Source organism: Dermacoccus sp. PE3, from assembly GCF_001021715.1.
GTDB classification, from domain to species: domain Bacteria; phylum Actinomycetota; class Actinomycetes; order Actinomycetales; family Dermatophilaceae; genus Dermacoccus; species Dermacoccus abyssi.
Map to the genome: position 1 here is coordinate 251,978 of NZ_LDCM01000002.1, position 17,401 is coordinate 269,378.

Annotated in this window: 17 protein-coding genes; 11 read left to right on the top strand and 6 right to left on the bottom strand. The window is 68.0% G+C overall.

From position 1 onward, the window contains the following. Positions 1 to 642: a lipoyl(octanoyl) transferase LipB gene (gene lipB, locus AA983_RS06600; protein WP_047311456.1), complete on the bottom strand. Its 642-nt coding sequence runs from the start codon at positions 640 to 642 to the stop codon at positions 1 to 3. A gap of 140 nt (positions 643 to 782) precedes the next feature. Between lipB and AA983_RS14760 the strand changes: the two genes are divergently transcribed. Beyond that, positions 783 to 2,315 carry a serine/threonine-protein kinase gene (locus AA983_RS14760; protein WP_052946950.1) on the top strand — a complete coding sequence of 511 codons (1,533 nt, stop codon included), beginning with the start codon at positions 783 to 785 and terminating at the stop codon, positions 2,313 to 2,315. On the opposite strand, the gene AA983_RS06610 is transcribed toward AA983_RS14760, so the two are convergent. The 3 genes from AA983_RS06610 to AA983_RS06620 form a co-directional block, all read right to left on the bottom strand. Next, positions 2,293 to 3,216, bottom strand: coding sequence for a TIGR01777 family oxidoreductase (locus AA983_RS06610; RefSeq protein WP_047311457.1), 924 nt, complete (start codon positions 3,214 to 3,216; stop codon positions 2,293 to 2,295). The genes AA983_RS14760 and AA983_RS06610 overlap by 23 nt on opposite strands. A 33-nt stretch (positions 3,217 to 3,249) precedes the next feature. Next, positions 3,250 to 5,118: a 2-oxoglutarate dehydrogenase, E2 component, dihydrolipoamide succinyltransferase gene (sucB, locus tag AA983_RS06615; protein WP_047311458.1), complete on the bottom strand. Its 1,869-nt coding sequence runs from the start codon at positions 5,116 to 5,118 to the stop codon at positions 3,250 to 3,252. Between the two features lie 201 nt (positions 5,119 to 5,319). After that, complete coding sequence (locus tag AA983_RS06620; protein ID WP_047311459.1) at positions 5,320 to 6,804, bottom strand: leucyl aminopeptidase; 1,485 nt, start codon at positions 6,802 to 6,804, stop codon at positions 5,320 to 5,322. 117 nt (positions 6,805 to 6,921) lie between these two features. Here AA983_RS06620 and gcvT point away from each other — a divergent pair, with 117 nt between their 5' ends. Then, positions 6,922 to 8,025: a glycine cleavage system aminomethyltransferase GcvT gene (gcvT, locus tag AA983_RS06625; RefSeq protein WP_047311460.1), complete on the top strand. Its 1,104-nt coding sequence runs from the start codon at positions 6,922 to 6,924 to the stop codon at positions 8,023 to 8,025. Positions 8,026 to 8,115: 90 nt separating this feature from the next. On the opposite strand, the gene AA983_RS06630 is transcribed toward gcvT, so the two are convergent. Next, the gene (locus AA983_RS06630) at positions 8,116 to 8,703 is read right to left on the bottom strand and encodes a DUF937 domain-containing protein (RefSeq protein ID WP_047311461.1); all 588 of its coding nucleotides are present in this window, start codon (positions 8,701 to 8,703) and stop codon (positions 8,116 to 8,118) included. A gap of 78 nt (positions 8,704 to 8,781) precedes the next feature. On the opposite strand from AA983_RS06630, the gene AA983_RS06635 reads away from it, so the two are divergent. Continuing rightward, positions 8,782 to 8,964 (top strand): hypothetical protein, encoded by a 183-nt coding sequence (locus AA983_RS06635; RefSeq protein ID WP_047311462.1) that lies wholly within the window; start codon positions 8,782 to 8,784, stop codon positions 8,962 to 8,964. 4 nt (positions 8,965 to 8,968) lie between these two features. On the opposite strand, the gene AA983_RS06640 is transcribed toward AA983_RS06635, so the two are convergent. Beyond that, positions 8,969 to 9,571, bottom strand: coding sequence for a DUF3043 domain-containing protein (locus AA983_RS06640; RefSeq protein WP_082128768.1), 603 nt, complete (start codon positions 9,569 to 9,571; stop codon positions 8,969 to 8,971). A 72-nt stretch (positions 9,572 to 9,643) separates the two neighbouring features. Here AA983_RS06640 and AA983_RS06645 point away from each other — a divergent pair, with 72 nt between their 5' ends. The 8 genes from AA983_RS06645 (at position 9,644) to AA983_RS06680 (ending at position 17,332) form a co-directional block, all read left to right on the top strand. After that, on the top strand, positions 9,644 to 11,011 hold the full coding sequence (locus AA983_RS06645) for a dipeptidase (protein WP_255352617.1): 1,368 nt from the start codon (positions 9,644 to 9,646) through the stop codon (positions 11,009 to 11,011). Positions 11,012 to 11,025: 14 nt separating this feature from the next. Further along, on the top strand, positions 11,026 to 11,721 hold the full coding sequence (locus tag AA983_RS06650) for a M50 family metallopeptidase (RefSeq protein WP_047311693.1): 696 nt from the start codon (positions 11,026 to 11,028) through the stop codon (positions 11,719 to 11,721). 115 nt (positions 11,722 to 11,836) lie between these two features. Continuing rightward, positions 11,837 to 12,199, top strand: a complete 363-nt coding sequence (erpA, locus tag AA983_RS06655) for an iron-sulfur cluster insertion protein ErpA (RefSeq protein ID WP_047311464.1) — start codon at positions 11,837 to 11,839, stop codon at positions 12,197 to 12,199. Positions 12,200 to 12,528: 329 nt separating this feature from the next. Further along, positions 12,529 to 13,515, top strand: a complete 987-nt coding sequence (locus AA983_RS06660) for a carbohydrate kinase family protein (RefSeq protein WP_047311465.1) — start codon at positions 12,529 to 12,531, stop codon at positions 13,513 to 13,515. Further along, complete coding sequence (gene aat, locus AA983_RS06665; protein WP_047311466.1) at positions 13,512 to 14,204, top strand: leucyl/phenylalanyl-tRNA--protein transferase; 693 nt, start codon at positions 13,512 to 13,514, stop codon at positions 14,202 to 14,204. Before AA983_RS06660 ends, aat begins: the two co-directional genes overlap by 4 nt. 76 nt (positions 14,205 to 14,280) lie before the next feature. Further along, entirely contained in the window at positions 14,281 to 15,210 is a 930-nt protein-coding gene (coxB, locus tag AA983_RS06670; RefSeq protein WP_082128770.1) for a cytochrome c oxidase subunit II, read from the top strand. Further along, positions 15,210 to 16,934, top strand: coding sequence for a cytochrome c oxidase subunit I (gene ctaD, locus AA983_RS06675; protein ID WP_047311467.1), 1,725 nt, complete (start codon positions 15,210 to 15,212; stop codon positions 16,932 to 16,934). Before coxB ends, ctaD begins: the two co-directional genes overlap by 1 nt. Then, positions 16,931 to 17,332 carry a cytochrome c oxidase subunit 4 gene (locus tag AA983_RS06680; RefSeq protein ID WP_047311468.1) on the top strand — a complete coding sequence of 134 codons (402 nt, stop codon included), beginning with the start codon at positions 16,931 to 16,933 and terminating at the stop codon, positions 17,330 to 17,332. Before ctaD ends, AA983_RS06680 begins: the two co-directional genes overlap by 4 nt. The last annotated feature ends 69 nt before the right edge of the window (positions 17,333 to 17,401 follow it).

Below are 17,401 nucleotides of genomic sequence, written 5' to 3' on the forward strand. Positions count from 1 at the left end.
TCACGAACGACGCCGGGGCGACAGAAGATCCGGCAGACGCGCCTCGACGAGGGGAAGCACCTCACGCACAGGCACGTCGCGGCCGAGTTCCTTGCTCAGGGTGGTCACGCCCGCGTCGGAAATGCCGCACGGAACGATGGTCTGCGTCCAGCCGAGATCGCAGTTCGCATTGAGGGAGAAACCGTGCATCGTGGCGCGCTTCGAGACGCGCACGCCGATGGCGCCGATCTTGCGGTCGGGACCCTTGTCGTCGGCGAGCACCCAGGTACCTGTGCGGCCCTCGACGGTGGTGGCCTCGACCCCGAGGTCAGCGCACACACCGATCATGAGCTGCTCGATGCGGCGCACGTGCGCCACGACGTCAATGGGGATGGGCAGCGCGAAGATCGGGTACCCGACGAGCTGACCCGGGCCGTGCCACGTGATCTTGCCGCCGCGGTCGACGTCGACGACGGGCGTGCCGTCGAAGGGACGCTCGTGCGCCTCGGTGCGCTTGCCGGCGGTGTAGACGGGGGTGTGTTCGAGCAGGAGAACCGTGTCCTCGCCACCCGCAACGACCTCGGCGTGAATCTCCCGTTGTTTGCTCCAACCGGCCTCGTAATCGACGAAATCAGGATCGAAGCCGAGGTGGATGACGCGCATGAGGGGAGCCTACGCCCGGGCTTATGACAGGGCGCTCGGAGGGGGCTGTGGATAACTTCTGCGCCGCTCGCCGCGATCTTGGCAGGCTGAAAACGGCGACCCGATCGGGCGTCAGATCGCAACGGAGCAGGGAGGCCGTCATGACACAGGAGCCACGGCTCGAGGGTTACACGGTGGAGGAGTTCATCGGTGCGGGCGGCAGTGCAGATGTCTGGCGCGTCATCGCACCCGGTGGTGCGAGCCTCGCGGCGAAGGTGTTCCGCGAGGCCGGTGAGGCCTCCGGACGCGCCGAGTGGCGCAGCATGCGTCGTCATGCCGGGGACCACGTCGTGCCGGTTGTCGACTTCCTCCGCGACGACGACGGGCGCAGCGTTCTGCTCATGCCGTACCTGCCGGGCGGGAGCTTGCACGACGTCGTCGTCGGTCGCGGCGGACTCACGGCGGGGGAGTGCGTGACGGCACTCGCGCCCATTGCAGGAGCGCTCTCGCGCATTCACGACGGAGGGTGCGTCCATGGCGACGTCACCCCGCGCAACGTCTTGTTCGACGATGTCGGGCGACCGTTGTTGAGCGATCTCGGTGCGTCACGCGTGGCGGCTCTGCCCGGCGAGGCCGAATGGGGCAGCGCAGGTTTCGTCGCCCCCGAGGTTCTTGAAGGCCATGCTCCTGCGGCGTCGAGCGACGTGTTCTCCCTGGCTGCGGTGGCGTGGTTCGCGCTCGTCGGCGAGGCGCCCGCGCCCGCGTCGCTTCGGCCGCCGCTGAGCGAACTCGTGCCCGACGTCCCGGAGCCCCTGGAGCGCCTTATCGCGGCCGGTCTGGCGCTCACTCCCTCGGCTCGCCCTTACTCCGACGACATGGCTCGCAAACTTCTCGAGGCTGCCGACCCGGTGGCTGTGCCCGTCGATCGGGCGGTGCCACGAGTGGCCGGGGCGGATGCGCCGGCCGAATCGATCACACGTCGTCTGCGGGAGGAAGCGCAGAAGCGACAGCTCGCCGAAGGTCCCGAAACGCGTCGCGAGGTGAGCCGGAGTCGTCGTTCCGGGGAGCGGGCGCAGGGCAGAACACCGCTGCTCGTCGGCGCCCTGGTGTTGGGCGTGACGCTGGTGGCCGGAGCCGCTCTGTGGCCCACGGATGATGCTCCCGATTCGGTGGAGGCTCCGGCACGAGGCGCCGCGGCGGAACACTCGCCGTACGCCGCGCGGGGCGCAACCTCCGAGCCGAGAGCGACGACGTCGACGGCGCGACCCTCGGCCTCCGGCAAGGCGAGCACCGCCTCGAAGGACTCGTCGAGTGCCATCTCGCGCCCACCGACCCGCGGCGAGGTGGAGGCACTGCTCGCATGTCGCGCCGAGGCATGGAACACCGTCGATCAGCGCCGGCTCGAGCGATGCCTGGCGCCGAAGTCGCCGGCGCTGACGAGCGACAGCGCGGCCCTACGCCAAGCGCAGCGTGACGGCATCGTCTATTCGGGGGTCTCCTACCGCGTCGCGAGCTACACCCCCAAGAGAGGCGCTGCCGGTACGGCCGGAGCCACCGCAACAGTCACGCGCTCGGGCTACACGGTGACCCATGGCAACGACCGGTCGCGCAGGGCGAGTCAATCCACTCAGGTGGAGCTGCGCCTCGTGAGCGATGCCGGGCAGTGGCGGATCAGTGAGTGGAGTGGTCGCTGAGATCGGCCGCGAGGCGGTCGAGGACCTGATCGAGGTTGGAATCCATCCATGTGAAGCCGGACGCCTGCAGGACGGCCGGGCGCACTCTCGTCGAGGCGGTGAGCTGGGTCGACATCTCGCCCAGAACTGCGCGCAGTGCGAACTCCGGCGCCGGCACCACGGCTGGGCGGCGCATCGAGCGACCCAGCGCCTTGGCGACACCGGCCTGGCGGCACGCGAGTGGCGCCGCGAGGTTGACCGGTCCCGTGATGTCCGGGTGGTCGATGAGGTGGGCCAGGGCGCGCACTTCGTCACGCAGGCTGATCCAGCTCCACCACTGACGACCGGAGCCCAACGGGCCGAGCACGCCGAACTTGGCCGGAAGCGCCATCTGGGCGAAGGCCCCGCCCTGTGCGGAGACAACGAGCGTCGTGCGGGCGAACGCGACGCTGTGACCGTCGCTCGTAACCCGCTCGGCACACCCTTCCCAGTCGACGACGAGGTCGGCCAGGAAGTCCGACCCGGCTGACGAGGTCTCGTCGAGGACCTCCTCGCCGCGGTCGCCGTAGAAACCCATCGCCGAGCCGGAGACGAGGCGCTTCGGCGTGCAGTGGGCCAGCGCCTCGACGAGCGTCGTCGTCGTGTCGATGCGAGAGTCCCGTAGGGCTTTCTTGTACGAAGCCGTCCACCGATGGTCCCAGATGCCGGCACCCGCGAGATTGACGACGACATCGACATCGTTCAAGGCGGCGGCCAACTCGTCCACCGGTTCACCGGGGGCGGGCAGCGCGACCTCGTACGGCGGCACGGGGTGCCTGCGCACGAGTCGCACGACAGTGTCCCCGCGTTCGCGCAGAAATGCAGACAGCGCACCGCCGATCAATCCGGAGGAACCGGTGATGGCGATGCGCTGCCTGGTCATGGCTTCAGGTTAAGCCGTCGGACCGCCTGAGGGTCACACCTCGAAGGCGCCCTCTTCCAGACGGGCCTTGACGGCCGAGAGGAAGCGACCGGCGTCCGCGCCGTCGACCACGCGGTGGTCGTAGGTGAGGACGAGGTACATCATCTGGCGGACCGCGATGGAGTCGTTGCCGAACTCGTCCGTGACGACAACCGGGCGCTTCGTCATCGCGCCGGTGCCGAGGATGGCGACCTGCGGCTGGTTGATGATCGGCGTGTCGAGGAGCGAACCGTTCGAGCCGATGTTGGAGATGGTGAACGTGCCACCACCCAGCTCGTCCGGCGTCACCTTGTTGTCACGCGTACGCGCGGCAAGGTCGGCGATCTTCTTCGCGATGCCGGCGATCGACAGGTCACCGGCGTCCTTGACCACCGGCACGAGCAGGCCGCGCGGCGTGTCAACCGCAATGCCGATGTGCTCGGCGTTGTGGTAGACGATGTTCTCGCCGTCGACCGAGGAGTTGACCTGCGGGAACGCCTTGAGTGCCTCGACGACCGCCGTCGTGATGAACGGCAGGTAGGAGAGGTTGACGCCCTCGCGGGACTTGAAGTTCTCCTTGTTGCGCGCACGCGTGGCGGCGACCTTGGTCATGTCGACCTCGACGACGGCCGTGAGCTGCGCCGACGTGGCGAGCGACTCGACCATGCGCTGGGCGATGACCTTACGCAGACGCGACATCTTCTCGGTCGTGCCGCGCTTGGCCTGGGCCTCGGCGGACGCCTGGGGAGCGGCCTGCGGCGTGGCCGAAGCTGCGGGAGCAGCGGCAGCCGACTCCTGTGCGGGGGCGGGTGCCTCTTCCTTGGGCGCCGAAGCGGCCTTGGCGGCGTCGAGGACGTCCTGCTTACGGATACGACCGCCGACACCGGTGCCCTTGATGGACGACAGGTCGATGTTGTTCTCGGCCGCGATCTTGCGCACGAGCGGCGTGACGTACGTGCCGGAGTTGTCGACCTTCGTCGAGGCCTCCTGCTGCTTGTCACCCTGGTCGCCGGAGAAAGACTCCTTGGCGGGAGCCTCCTGCTTCGGCTCTTCCTTCGGCTCGTCCTTGGCCTCGGGAGCCTTCTCGGGTTCGGAGGTCTCGGACTTGTTCTCGGCAGCCTCGACGGCCTCGTCCTGCTTCTCGGAGTCGACGGACTCCTGCGGCTGCTCGGCCTTCTCCTCGGACTCGGCCGAGTCGTCGGACGAACCGGACGACGAACCGCCCGCCTCGCCCCCGATGACGGCGAGGTCGGCGCCGACCGGCACCGTCTCGTCCTCGGAAACCAGGATCTTCGTCAGCTTGCCCGCCACGGGGGAGGGAACCTCGGTGTCGACCTTGTCCGTGGAGACCTCGAGCAGCGGCTCGTCGACGGCGACGTCGTCGCCCTCGGCCTTGAGCCAGCGCGTGATGGTGCCCTCGGTGACGGACTCGCCGAGCGCCGGCATCGTCACCTTCTCGCCACCGGAGACCTCGCCGCCGCCGGAGGAGGCAGCTTCCTGCTTGGGCTCTTCGGACTTCTGCTCGTCGTCGGAGGACTTGGACTCCTTCTCGGAGGAGGTCTCCTCAGCAGCTTCCTCGGTCTTCTCCTCGCCCTTGTCCTCGGCCTCGGCCGAGTCGTCGGAGGAGTCGGAAGCGCCGGAGGCCTCACCGTCGCCGACGACGGCGAGGTCAGCGCCGACCGGCACCGTCTCGTCCTCTTCGACGAGGATCTCCTGCAGCGTGCCGGCAACCGGGGACGGAATCTCGGTGTCGACCTTGTCCGTGGAGACCTCGAGCAGCGGCTCGTCAACGGCAACGGTGTCACCGACGTTCTTCAGCCAACGGGTCACGGTGCCTTCGGTCACCGACTCGCCGAGGGCCGGCATGGTCACGCGGTCAGACATGGGTGGAGGTCTCCTCAATCCAAATTGCACGTTTGGGGTCGCGGATGAAGTTGTCGACTCCGGGGGCGGGTCGCGAAACGGGCTCCCGATCAGACCCCATCTTGTCACTGTCGAGCGAGGTTGCGGAAACCCGGGCCAGTACCCGTCAGTAGGAAGTTGGGCTTCCTCGGAACGGCCCGGGTTCGCGCGGGGAGGGCCGCGTCAGGACGCGGCGACCTCGAGCAGCGTGCGCACGGCAAAGCCGGTGCCGCCCTTGGGGGTGAAGCCGTAGGCGCCGCCCTCGTTGAACGCCGGAGCGGCGATGTCGAGGTGCACCCAGTCGATCTGCTCACCGTTCTTCTCACCGACGAACTCCTTGAGGAACATGGCGGCCGTGATGAGTCCGCCCATGCGCTCGCCGGTGTGCTTGAGGTCGGCGACCTCGGAGTTGATGCTCGGGCGCAGGTGGTCGAGCAGCGGCATCGGCCACATGTGCTCGCCCACGCGGTCGGAGGCGGAGATGACGTCGTCCCGGACCTCGTCGTTGTTGCCGACGACCGCGGCCGTGCGGTTGCCGAGAGCGAGCACCGCAGCGCCCGTGAGGGTGGCGATGTCGATGATGAGATCGGGCTCCTCGGCGCTGGCGTAGCAGAGGCCGTCGGCCATGACGAGGCGACCTTCGGCGTCGGTGTTGTCGATCTCCACCGTCGTGCCGTCGTGCATGCGGATGACGTCACCGGGGCGCTGGGCGTCGGCGCCGGTCATGTTCTCGGCGAGGCACAGGTAGCCGGTGACGGCGACCGGCAGTTCGAGTTCGGCGGCAGCTTCGACGAAGGCAGCGACGGCGGCGGCGCCGGCCATGTCGCACTTCATCGTCACCATGCCGTTGGCGGGCTTGATGCACAGGCCGCCGGAGTCGAACGTGATGCCCTTGCCGACGATCGAGATGTGGCGCTTGGCGTTGCTCGGCTTGTACGTGAGGGTGACCAGACGCGGCGGGCGCGCCGATCCGCGCCCGACGCCGATCAGGCCGCCGCACTCGGCCTTGGCGAGGGCCTTCTCGTCCATGACGGCGACCTTGACCTTCGAGCTCGCGAGGCGCTTGCGCACGATCTCGGCGAACGAACCGGGGTAGAGGTCGAGCGGCGGCATGTTGACGAGGTCACGGGCCCAGTTCTGCGCATTGGCGCGGATCGTCGCGTCGGCGACGGCCTGCGTCAGGCCCTTCTCCTTGGCGTCGGCGACGAGGATCTTCACGTCGTCGACGGGCTTCGTCGGCTCCTTCTTGTACTCGCCGTACACATAAGCGCCCAGGAGGACGCCCTCGGTGACGGCGCCGACGGCCTCGGCGTGGCTCGCGGGGAAGGCGAAGACGGCGCTCTCGACGTCCGCGAGCGCGCGGGCAGCGCTGCCGGCGGCGTCACGCTGCGCGCCGACGTCGGTGAGGGCATCATCGCGCTCCTGGCCGGAACCGACGGCGAGCACGACGCCCTCGGTGCCGGCGATACCGGCGAGGCGCACGACCTCGTCGGCGCTCGCTTTGGCCTTGAGGGTGCCGAGGGCGGCGTTGACGGCCTTCACGGTCTCGGCGGAGACGCCCTGCGGGTCGACGACACGGGCTCCGTCCTTCGACTTCGCGGTGAGGACGACGAGGACGTCGGCCTTGGACGCGGCGGTGGCCTTGTCGCTGAGGTTCACGGTGGTCACGTGAAGTGCCTTTCTCTTGCGAATGATCGACCCGCGAGGGGTCGCGAAACTGCTCCTCGTCGACCCTAGCGGCCCCATCCGCCCCGGACGATCGTCCGGGGCGATAGGTTCGGCTGTATGAGTGAAGCGAAACTGTCCCCGCTCGACGAGCGTCACCGCGCCCTGGGGGCCAAGATGGCCGACTTCGGTGGGTGGGCCATGCCGATCGAGTACCCCGGCGGCGGCGTCGTGCGCGAGCACACGGCCGTGCGCGAGCGTGTCGGCATCTTCGACGTCAGCCACCTCGGGAAGGCGACGGTCCAGGGCGAGGGGGCCCTCGACTTCGTCAACGTATGCCTGTCCAACGACCTGCGCAAGATCCAACCCGGCAAGGCTCAGTACACGATGTGCTGCGACGAGTCCGGCGGCGTCGTCGACGACCTCATCGTCTACGTCAAGGCCGAGGACGACCTGTTCCTCATCCCCAACGCCGCCAACACCGCCGAGGTCGTGCGTCGTCTCGCCGAGGCCGCCCCGGAGGGCATCACCGTGCGCGACGCGCACGAGGAGTTCGCCGTCCTGGCCGTTCAGGGGCCCAAGTCGGACGAGGTCGTCTCGGCGCTGGGCCTGCCGGTCGACCACGACTACATGAGCTTCGACGAGGCCGAGTGGGAGGGCCGCCCGCTCACCGTCTGCCGCACCGGCTACACGGGTGAGCGCGGCTACGAACTCGTCAGCCGCTGGGAGGACGCCCTCGCCCTGTGGGACGCACTCCTCGAAGCAGCCGCTCCCTACGAGGGCCTGCCCTGCGGGCTCGGCGCTCGCGACACGCTGCGCACCGAGATGGGCTACCCGCTGCACGGTCAGGACCTGTCGCTCGACATCACGCCCGTCCAGGCTCGCGCCGGCTGGGCCGTCGGATGGAAGAAGGACTCCTTCTGGGGCAAGGACGCGCTCACGAAGGAGAAGGCCGAGGGTCCGCGTCGCATTTCGCGCGGCCTCAAGCTGACCGGTCGCGGCATCCCGCGTGCCCACTGCGTCGTGCGCAGCACCGAGGGCGAGGAACTCGGTGAGGTCACCTCGGGCACGTTCTCGCCCACGCTCGGCCAGGGCGTCGCGCTCGCGCTGATGCTCCCGGACGTCGCCGAGGGCGACACCGTGGCCGTCGACGTGCGCGGTCGACTCCTCGAGGCTGTCGTGACGAAGCCGCCGTTCGTCGAGGTCCAGACGCGCTCCAACTGACCCCGCGCCGACGCCGTTCGGCGCACTCACGACGAAGCGGCCGCTCCCCTCGCCAGGGGAGCGGCCGCTTCGGTGTGATCGGCGCCGGCGTCAGATACGCGTGCCGCCACCGAGGACGTTGCCGAGGATGTCGCCCCAGTTCGGGCCCGCCGGCTGCTGGGGCTGAGCCTGCTGACCCGCCTGACCGGTCGGCTGGGCACCCGGCACGGAGCCACCGAGAACGCCCGAGAGGATCTGCGTCAGGATGTCGGCGCTGGAACCGGCGCCAGCCGAGGCGTTGGTGCCCGCGCCTCCACCGAGAACCCGCTTGGCAAGGTAGGAGATGACGATCGGCGCGATGATCGGTATGAGTCGTCGCACGAGGTCGTTGCTCGTGCCCGGCAGACCGCCGAGCTGGTTGACGACGGCGTCCTGCTGGTCGCCGAAGACGTGCTGGGCGATCTTGGCGCCGTCGTCCGTATTCACCTCGTCGAGCGTGGGGGAGGAGTCGACGTGGCCGCCGAGCGCCTCGAGCAGGGCACTCTGCCCGCCGGGGTGCTGAATGTTGGCCTCCATACCGCCGAGGAGGGCAGGCACGACGCTGCGCACGGCGGCCTCGGTTTCCTCAGGGCTCGCTCCCACCTGCTCGGCGAGCTGGTCGATCGGAAGCTCGGACAGGATCTCGGACGTAGCGGACATGTGCGTCTCCTTCGAAGATCGGTTTCTCCGTCACCCTAGTGCCGCCGTCGACGCGGCACGGCTCGTAGGCTCACAGGCATGGACGAGTGGAACTGGACCAGTGAGACGTCCGCCCGTGTCGGCGGCCCCTTCTCCTCCCAGGAGGACGCCGAGGCCTGGCTGTCGCAGGCATGGCGAGACCTCCTCGACGAGGGGGTCGAGGAGGTCTCGCTCATGAATGGTGAGGAGGCCGTCTACGGGCCGATGCCGCTGAACGCCTGAGGTGTCAGTCGATCTTCTCGCCGCGCTTGACGGCGGGCCGGGGGAAGCGGCCGCGGCGGATCTGCATGGCGCGCATGATGGCGTAACCGGCGCCGCCGCGCGGTGCCGCACCGAACTTCTGGATGAGGCGCTTCTTCGTGCTGCGCCACATGAAGATCGCGTCGAAGAGGGCGATGAGCAGCACGGCCCACACGATGATGAGCCCGAGAGACTGGATCGACGGGTTCGGCACGAACATGACGATGACCGCGACGAGCATGAGCGGGAGGGCGATCTCACCGATGTTGAGGCGTGAGTCGACACGGTCGCGGATGTAGCGCTTCTCCGGGCCGCGGTCGCGGGCGGGAAGGGCGCTGTCGTCGCCCCGCTCGGCTGCGGCGCGCTGGGCGAGGCGCGCCTCGCGGGCACGCTGCTTGTTCGCCGCTTTGGCGGCCTTGCGGTCGGTCTCCACGAGGGGGCGGCGACGCGCGGCCTCTTGATCCTTGCGCTTGGGCGTCGGGCGGTTCTTGGCGCCCGGACGCTCCTTCACCGGGGGAACGGGGGTTTCCCCGGTGAAGGCTTCGACGCGTGTAGCGCCCTGGGTCGTGGTCTTGTCTCGTCCGAACACCCGATCATGGTAGGTCACCCTCGGCGCGCGGGATCGGACGACTCGCTCGCCGCGGACGATACCGTGGCCGGTGTGAACACGAATGACACCGTCGTCGACCTCGAGCAGCTGCGCGAACGCGTCCGTTCCCTCATGCCGAAGGTCGTCGAGGACCTCAAGGATCTGACCCGCATCCCGAGTGTTTCGCTCGGCTCCTTCGACCAGACGCAGGTTGCTCGTTCGGCCGAGGCCGTCGCCGAGCTGCTCGCTGCGGAGGGCATGGACGTGAAGGTGGTGGCCGAGGGAGGACGCCCCGCCGTCATCGCCCACAAGAGCGGCCCGGCCGGAGCCCCGAAGGTTCTCATGTACGCCCACCACGACGTGCAGCCGCCGGGCGCGGACGCCGATTGGGACACGCCGCCGTTCGAGCCGACCGAACGCGCCGGTCGTCTCTACGGTCGCGGCGCGGCCGACGACAAGGCCGGTGTCATGGCGCACCTGGCCGCAGTGCGCGCGTGGGGAGACGACCTTCCCTGCGACGTCACCCTGTTCATCGAGGGGGAGGAGGAGATCGCCTCCGACTCTCTGCCCGCCCTGCTGGAGAAGTACGCCGACGAGTTGCGCTCCGACGCGCTCGTCCTCGCCGACTCCGCGAACTGGGCCGTCGGCACGCCTGCCCTCACGACAACGCTGCGCGGCACGGTGCGCGCGGTCGTCACCGTCCGCACGTTGAAGCACTCGGTTCACTCGGGGATGTTCGGCGGAGCCGCGCCCGACGCCCTCACGACGATGTGCCGCCTCATGGCGGAGTTGCATGACGCAGAGGGCAACGTCGCGGTACCCGGTCTCGATGCGTCCGAGGACACCGAGATCGAGTACGACGCCGACCAGCTGCGCTCGGACGCCGGCATGCTGCCCGGCACGCAACTCATCGGCTCGGGTCCGCTCACGTCTCGCCTGTGGCTCAAGCCGAGCATCACGGTCATCGGCATCGACGCCCCGGGCGTTGACGTCGCGAGCAACACCCTCACCGCGAGTGCGCGCGCCAAGCTCTCCCTGCGCGTCGCGCCGAGCCAGGATCCGCAGGCGGCCTTCGACGCGCTGGAGAAGCACCTCGAAGACGCGGCGCCGTGGGGCGCCGAGGTCAACGTCGAACTCGACGAGTTGGGCGCGGGCTTCTCCGCCGACGCGAACGGACCGGTCTACGAGGAGGCGCGTGCCGCCTTCGCGGACGCCTGGCAGAACGAGCCAGTGGACGTCGGCATCGGCGGTTCCATTCCCTTCGTGTCCCTCTTCGCCGAGATGATGCCCGACGCGGCACTCCTCGTCACGGGCGTGGAGGACCCGGACACGCGCGCACACGGCGCCAACGAGTCGCTCCACCTCGGCGAGTTCGAGAAGGTCTGCCTCGCCGAGACCGTGCTCCTGCAGCGGATCGCCCGACGCCTCGGATCTGAGTGAACCTCCACTCGAGCGTGAGCCTCACCCTCGCCCCCTCCGCGGTGGACGAGGGTGAGGCTCTCCTGTGGGTGGCCCTCGTCGTCGGGGTCGCCCTTGCGCTCGTGCCGTCGACGTATCGGTGGGGTCGCCATGGGGTCACAGCCGTCCACGAGGCGGGGCACGCGCTTGTCGCGCTGCTCGCCGGGCGACGGCTTCGTTCGATCCGACTCAACCGTGACTCCTCGGGAGAAACGGTGAGTGTCGGACGTTCCGGCGGCCCCGGTGTCGTCCTCACCCTCCTCGCGGGCTACCCGGCGCCCTCCCTCGTCGGGCTCAGCGGGGTGTGGGCCGCCCGACACGACCACGTCGAGGCCTGGGTGCTCGTGCTCCTCGTCGTGCTCGGAGGGACGCTGTTCCTGCTGCGCAATGTCTTCGGCGTCGTCGTCATGCTCGCCGTGCTGGCCGGTCTCGTCGCCCTGCGCCGCTGGGCCGAACCCGAGCAGGCGCTCGCGGCGTGCGCGCTCGTGTCCGCCTTTCTGCTCGCCGCCGGTCTGCGTGGGGCACTCGAACTTTTCGCCTCCCGTGTCGGAGCCAACGACGCCTCCGCGCTCGCCCGAGCCACCCATCTGCCCGCAGCTTGGTGGAAGACGGCCTTCGTCGCTGTGGCCCTGGCTGCCGCAGTCGCAGGCGCCTGGGCGCTCGGCCTCCAGTGGCCCGCGGCTTCCGGATGACCACCCCGGCGGGCGTACAGTGGTACACCGGGAACAGGCACGCGCGTGCCGCTGTTGCCCTACACACGGCCTGGAGACCACCAGGACCGAGGACGTGAGAGAGGATCGATCCACGATGACTGTGGAGACGAACACCCAGACCGAAACCGCTACGCACGGCGTCAACCTGAGCGACGTCGCGGCCTCCAAGGTGAAGAGCCTGCTCGAGCAGGAAGGACGCGACGACCTGCGTCTGCGCGTCGGCGTCCAGCCCGGCGGGTGCTCCGGCCTGATCTACCAGCTCTACTTCGACGAGCGCACCCTCGACGGTGATCTCGTGCGCGACTTCGACGGTGTCGAGGTCGTCGTCGACCGCATGAGCGCGCCCTACCTCGAAGGCGCCTCCATCGACTTCTCCGACACCATCGAGAAGCAGGGCTTCACCATCGACAACCCCAACGCCGGCAGCTCCTGCGCCTGCGGCGACAGCTTCAGCTGATCCTTCCCTCGCTGCGTTGTCCGGTCTGAACCCCTCGCAAGCTCGAAGTTCAGCCTCGGTGCGACACAGCTTCGGGCACGACGCGCGAAAAGCCCACCCCTTGTGAGTTCGCAAGCTCACTCCCACCGGGGTGGGCTTTTCGCGCGTCGTGGCGTCCGCTTCCAGCGTGGTCCTGTTCGTGACGAGGGCCGGACCGGATTCGTCCGAGGGCGGTCGCTCGTGCGGCAAACGCGCGTTCGGTCGGCCCGGGGGCGTCTCAGTGCGCGTCAGTGTCGGCGAGTTTCGACGACGTGGGCGCCCGTCCGCACACCCGCGATAGGTTGGCCCACGTGAAGATCGCAGTGACGGGTTCCATCGCAACCGACCACCTCATGACGTTCGACGGGCGCTTCGCCGACTCGCTCGTCGTCGAGCAACTCGACAAGATCTCGGTGTCGTTCCTTGTGAACGACCTGCAGATCCGGCGCGGGGGAGTGGCCGGCAACATCGCCTTCGGCCTGGGCAACCTGGGCCTCCGCCCCGTCCTCATCGGCTGCGTCGGCGCTGACTTCGCTGATTACGGCTCCTGGCTCGAGCGCCACGGCGTCGACATTTCCGAGGTGCGCACGTCGGAGACGCACCACACCGCACGTTTCGTGTGCACGACCGATCGCGACATGGCCCAGATGGCCTCGTTCTACCCCGGTGCGATGTCCGAAGGGCGCGAAGTCGAGATCGGCCCCATCTCCGAACGCCACGACGGCTTTGACCTCGTTCTCATCGGCGCCCACGACCCCGAAGGCATGCGCCGCAACACCGAGGAATGCCGACGTCGCGGCCTCCCGTTCGTCGCCGATCCCTCGCAGCAGCTCGCCTTCGCCGATGGCCCCTTCATCCGCGAGATCATCGACGGTGCCGACTACCTGTTCACCAACGAGTACGAGTCGCACCTGACCGAGCAGAAGACCGGTTGGAGCGGCGAGGAGATCCTTGAGCGCGTCGGTGTGCGCGTCGTGACGAAGGGCAAGGACGGCGCCACCATCCTGCGCAAGGGAGAGGAGCCGATTCACGTCGACGTCGCCGCCATCTCGGGGGCCGTCGACCCGACGGGCGTCGGCGACGCCTTCCGCGCCGGATTCCTTGCCGGGCTGTCGTGGGAGCTCGACCTCGCCCGATGCGCGCAGGTCGGCTCGGTCCTGGCCGCGCACGTCATCGAGACCGTCGGCACCCAGGAGTACGTCCTGCGCACCGAGACCTTCCTTGAGCGTCTGCGCGCGGCGTACGGCGACGATGCCGTGGCCGACGTCCAGGCGCACCTGAGCTGCCGTCGTCCTTGAACCCACTCGACTTCACGAGCGAGTGGGATTTCTCGCTCGCCCGTTTCGACCTCGACGACGACCTCGTCGCGCTGGGCGCCGACCTCGCCCCGGGCACGATCGTTGTGGCCTACGCGCACGGTGTCTTTCCCATGGGGCTGGGGGAGGGCGGTGCCCCACCGATGGGGTGGTGGTCCCCGCAGGAGCGGGGCGTCCTGGAACGCGACGCCTTTCACGCCTCCCGGTCACTGCGTCGTTCGGCACGCGCCTTCGAGGTGAGCTTCGACCGCAACTTCGCGGGCGTCATCGCAGGGTGCGCCGATCCTTCCCGCGACGGCGCTTGGATCACGTCCGAGATCGCGGCCGCGTACACACGCCTGCACGAACTCGGGGTCGCGCACTCCGTCGAGGTCTGGGACGACGGTTGCCTCGTCGGGGGCCTCTACGGTCTGGCCATCGGAGGGCTGTTCGCGGGGGAGTCGATGTTCCACCGCGCGACCGACGCCTCGAAGGTCGCTCTCGGCGCGCTCGCGCACGCCGTCTACGAGCGTGACGACGTGCCGAGGCTCATCGACGTCCAGTGGCGCACGCCGCACCTCGGCAGTCTCGGGGTCACGGAAATCGCACGTGACGCGTACCGTGCTCGGCTGCCCCAGCTCGTCCACGCCCCGCCGATCGCGGCGTTCGGCGGCTCGGGTCGCGGCCGTTAGTCAATCGTTAACGCCAGGTATCGACCCCCACCCTCAGCGCCACCTGTGCCTGGGATAAGGTTTTACCGTGCCTGGTTTGGATCTGCGGAAGGTGGACGCTGTGCGTCGGCCCCTTGAAAAGACGAGCCCAGCGCGGCGTCGTCGGATTGCTGCTGTCGGTCTCGGTGGAGCTGCGCTGCTCCTGTCGGCGTGTTCGCCGCGCGTTGAGCGCGGTTACCTGCCGCACGGCGTCACGAAGAACGCCAACGAGGTCATCGACTTCTGGCTCGGTACTTGGTACTGGACCTTGGCTGTCGGTGTCCTCGTCTGGGGCCTGATCTTCTGGTGCATCGTGCGCTACCGCCGTCGCAAGAGCGACACCGGTTTCCCGGCGCAGATGCAGTACAACGTGCCGCTGGAGATTCTCTACACGGTCGTGCCGATCGTCATGGTCGCCGTGCTCTTCGGCAAGACCGTGGGCCTGGAGAACAAGCTCCTCGACACGTCGCAGAAGCCTGACGTCACGATCAACGTCGTCGGCAAGCAGTGGAGCTGGGACTTCAACTACGCCGACGAGAAGGTCTACGAGACCGGCGTCATGGCGGACATGAAGGCCGGCAAGCCGGGCGCCGAGAAGGGTCTGCCCACGCTGTACCTGCCCGTGAACAAGCGCGTCGAGTTCGTGCTCACCACGCGTGACGTCATCCACACGTTCTGGGTGCCGCAGTTCATGCAGAAGCTCGACATGATCCCGAGCCGCGTGAACCGCTTCGCCGTCGACACGACGGAGGAGGGCACCTTCAAGGGCAAGTGTGCCGAGCTCTGCGGTGCGTACCACTCGCAGATGCTCTTCAACGTCAAGGTCGTCTCCCAGGAGGAGTACGACAAGCACATGGACGATCTGCGCAAGCAGGGCAAGACGGGCTTCCTGTCCAACTCGCTCAACCGCGCCAGCGTCAACCCGAAGGACCAGCAGTTCCTGCCGGACGGCCTGGACTCGTCCGACATCGTCAAGGAGGGCAAGTAATGGCATCCGTCGCTACCCCAGCGGCTGGAACCGCGGAGCGCCCCGATGGTCGGCGCCCTGAGGACTTCCACGCAGGCCGCACGGTTGTGAAGTGGATCACGACGACCGACCACAAGGTCATCGGCAACCTCTACTTCATCACCTCGTTCATCTTCTTCCTCATGGGCGGCGCCATGGCGCTGGTCATCCGCGCTGAGCTGTGGGAGCCCGGCCTCCAGGTCGTGGACAACCCCGAGCAGTTCAACCAGATGTTCACCATGCACGGCACGATCATGCTGCTCATGTTCGCGACGCCGTTGTTCTCCGGCTTCGCCAACGCGCTCATGCCGCTGCAGATCGGTGCTCCCGACGTCGCCTTCCCGCGACTCAACATGTTCGCGTACTGGCTGTACCTCTTCGGCAGCCTCATCGCAGTCGGCGGCTTCCTGACGCCGCAGGGTGCGGCCTCGTTCGGTTGGTTCGCCTATGCGCCGCTGTCGAACTCGACGTTCAGCCCCGGCCTCGGTGGAAACCTCTGGGTTTACGGCCTCGCGCTGACCGGTTTCGCCTCGATCATGGGTGCGGTCAACTTCGTCACCACCATCGTGTGCATGCGTGCGCCGGGTATGACGATGTTCCGCATGTCGATCTTCACGTGGACGGTGCTCATCACCTCGATCCTCGTGCTCCTCGTCTTCCCGGTTCTCGCCGCCGCTCTGTTCGGCCTCGGCCTCGACCGCACGATGGGTGCGCACGTCTTCGACTCGGAGACCGCCGGTGCCATGCTGTGGCAGCACATGTTCTGGTTCTTCGGTCACCCCGAGGTCTACATCATCGCGCTGCCGTTCTTCGGCATCATCTCGGAGATCCTGCCGGTCTTCTCGCGCAAGCCGATCTTCGGTTACAAGACGCTCGTCTTCGCGACGATCGCCATCGCGGCGCTCTCGGTCTCGGTGTGGGCTCACCACATGTACGCCACCGGCCAGGTGCTCCTGCCGTTCTTCGCGGTCATGACGATGCTCATCGCCGTTCCGACCGGCGTGAAGTTCTTCAACTGGATCGGCACGATGTGGGGCGGTTCGCTCACCTTCGAAAACCCGATGCTGTGGGCCCTCGGTTTCCTCGTGACCTTCCTCTTCGGTGGTCTCACGGGTGTCATCCTCGCCAGCCCGGCGCTGGACTTCCACCTGTCCGACTCCTACTTCGTGGTCGCGCACTTCCACTACGTCATCTTCGGCACCGTGGTGTTCGCGATGTTCGCCGGCTACTTCTTCTGGTGGCCGAAGTTCACGGGTCGCATGCTCAACGAGACCCTCGGCAAGATCCAGTTCTGGATGCTCTTCGTCGGCTTCCACATGACGTTCCTCATCCAGCACGTCCTGGGTGTCGAGGGCATGCCGCGTCGTTACGCGGACTACCTGCCGGAAGACGGCTTCCAGTTCATGAACCAGGTCTCGACCGTCGGTTCGTTCCTGCTCGGCGCGTCGATGATCCCCTTCCTCTACAACGTGTACATCACGTGGAAGAAGGCGCCGATCGTCAGCGAGGACGACCCGTGGGGCTTCGGCGCGTCGCTCGAGTGGGCCACCTCGTGCCCGCCGCCGCGTCACAACTTCAACAGCATCCCGCGTATCCGTTCCGAGCGTCCGGCGTTCGACCTGCACCACCCCGAGGTCGGTGTCTTCTCGGTGCTGCCTTCGCCTGAGACGGTCAACCAGCTCGACCGAAAGGGCACCAACGCATGAAGACTTCGGCCAAGCTCTTCCTCTACCTCGGAATCTTCTACGTTCCGCTGATCTTCATCTACGGTCACTTCACGGAGTGGTCCGAGCCGGTCGGCGCCGTGGGTCTGGCCCTCAGCGCCGGGTTCGGCCTCATGATCGCGGGTTACTTCGCGATGACCGACCGCAAGATGGACCTCGACCCGAGCGACAAGCCCGAGGGCGAGATCAACGAGGTCTCCGGTGAGGTCGGCTTCTTCTCGCCGTACTCGTGGTGGCCGCTGTGGCTGGCCGCGTCGATTTCACTCCTCGCCCTCGGCCTGGCCGTCGGTTGGTGGATCGTCTTCGTCGCCGCTCCGCTGGTCGCCCTGGCCGTCGTCGGTTGGGTGTTCGAGTACTTCAGCGGAGAGCACGCGATCTGATCGCTTCCTCGCAAACGAAGGGCCGTACAGTTCTTAACTGTGCGGCCCTTCGGCATGCCTGGTCGCGCG

What these genes read in the sequence shown, in the direction of transcription:
- sucB (WP_047311458.1), bottom strand. Translation starts at nt 5,118, where the DNA reads ATGTCTGACCGCGTGACCATGCCGGCCCTCGGCGAGTCGGTGACCGAA.
- AA983_RS14760 (WP_052946950.1), top strand. Translation starts at nt 783, where the DNA reads ATGACACAGGAGCCACGGCTCGAGGGTTACACGGTGGAGGAGTTCATC.
- ctaD (WP_047311467.1), top strand. Translation starts at nt 15,210, where the DNA reads ATGGCATCCGTCGCTACCCCAGCGGCTGGAACCGCGGAGCGCCCCGAT.
- erpA (WP_047311464.1), top strand. Translation starts at nt 11,837, where the DNA reads ATGACTGTGGAGACGAACACCCAGACCGAAACCGCTACGCACGGCGTC.
- AA983_RS06635 (WP_047311462.1), top strand. Translation starts at nt 8,782, where the DNA reads ATGGACGAGTGGAACTGGACCAGTGAGACGTCCGCCCGTGTCGGCGGC.
- gcvT (WP_047311460.1), top strand. Translation starts at nt 6,922, where the DNA reads ATGAGTGAAGCGAAACTGTCCCCGCTCGACGAGCGTCACCGCGCCCTG.
- AA983_RS06680 (WP_047311468.1), top strand. Translation starts at nt 16,931, where the DNA reads ATGAAGACTTCGGCCAAGCTCTTCCTCTACCTCGGAATCTTCTACGTT.
- AA983_RS06610 (WP_047311457.1), bottom strand. Translation starts at nt 3,216, where the DNA reads ATGACCAGGCAGCGCATCGCCATCACCGGTTCCTCCGGATTGATCGGC.
- lipB (WP_047311456.1), bottom strand. Translation starts at nt 642, where the DNA reads ATGCGCGTCATCCACCTCGGCTTCGATCCTGATTTCGTCGATTACGAG.
- AA983_RS06630 (WP_047311461.1), bottom strand. Translation starts at nt 8,703, where the DNA reads ATGTCCGCTACGTCCGAGATCCTGTCCGAGCTTCCGATCGACCAGCTC.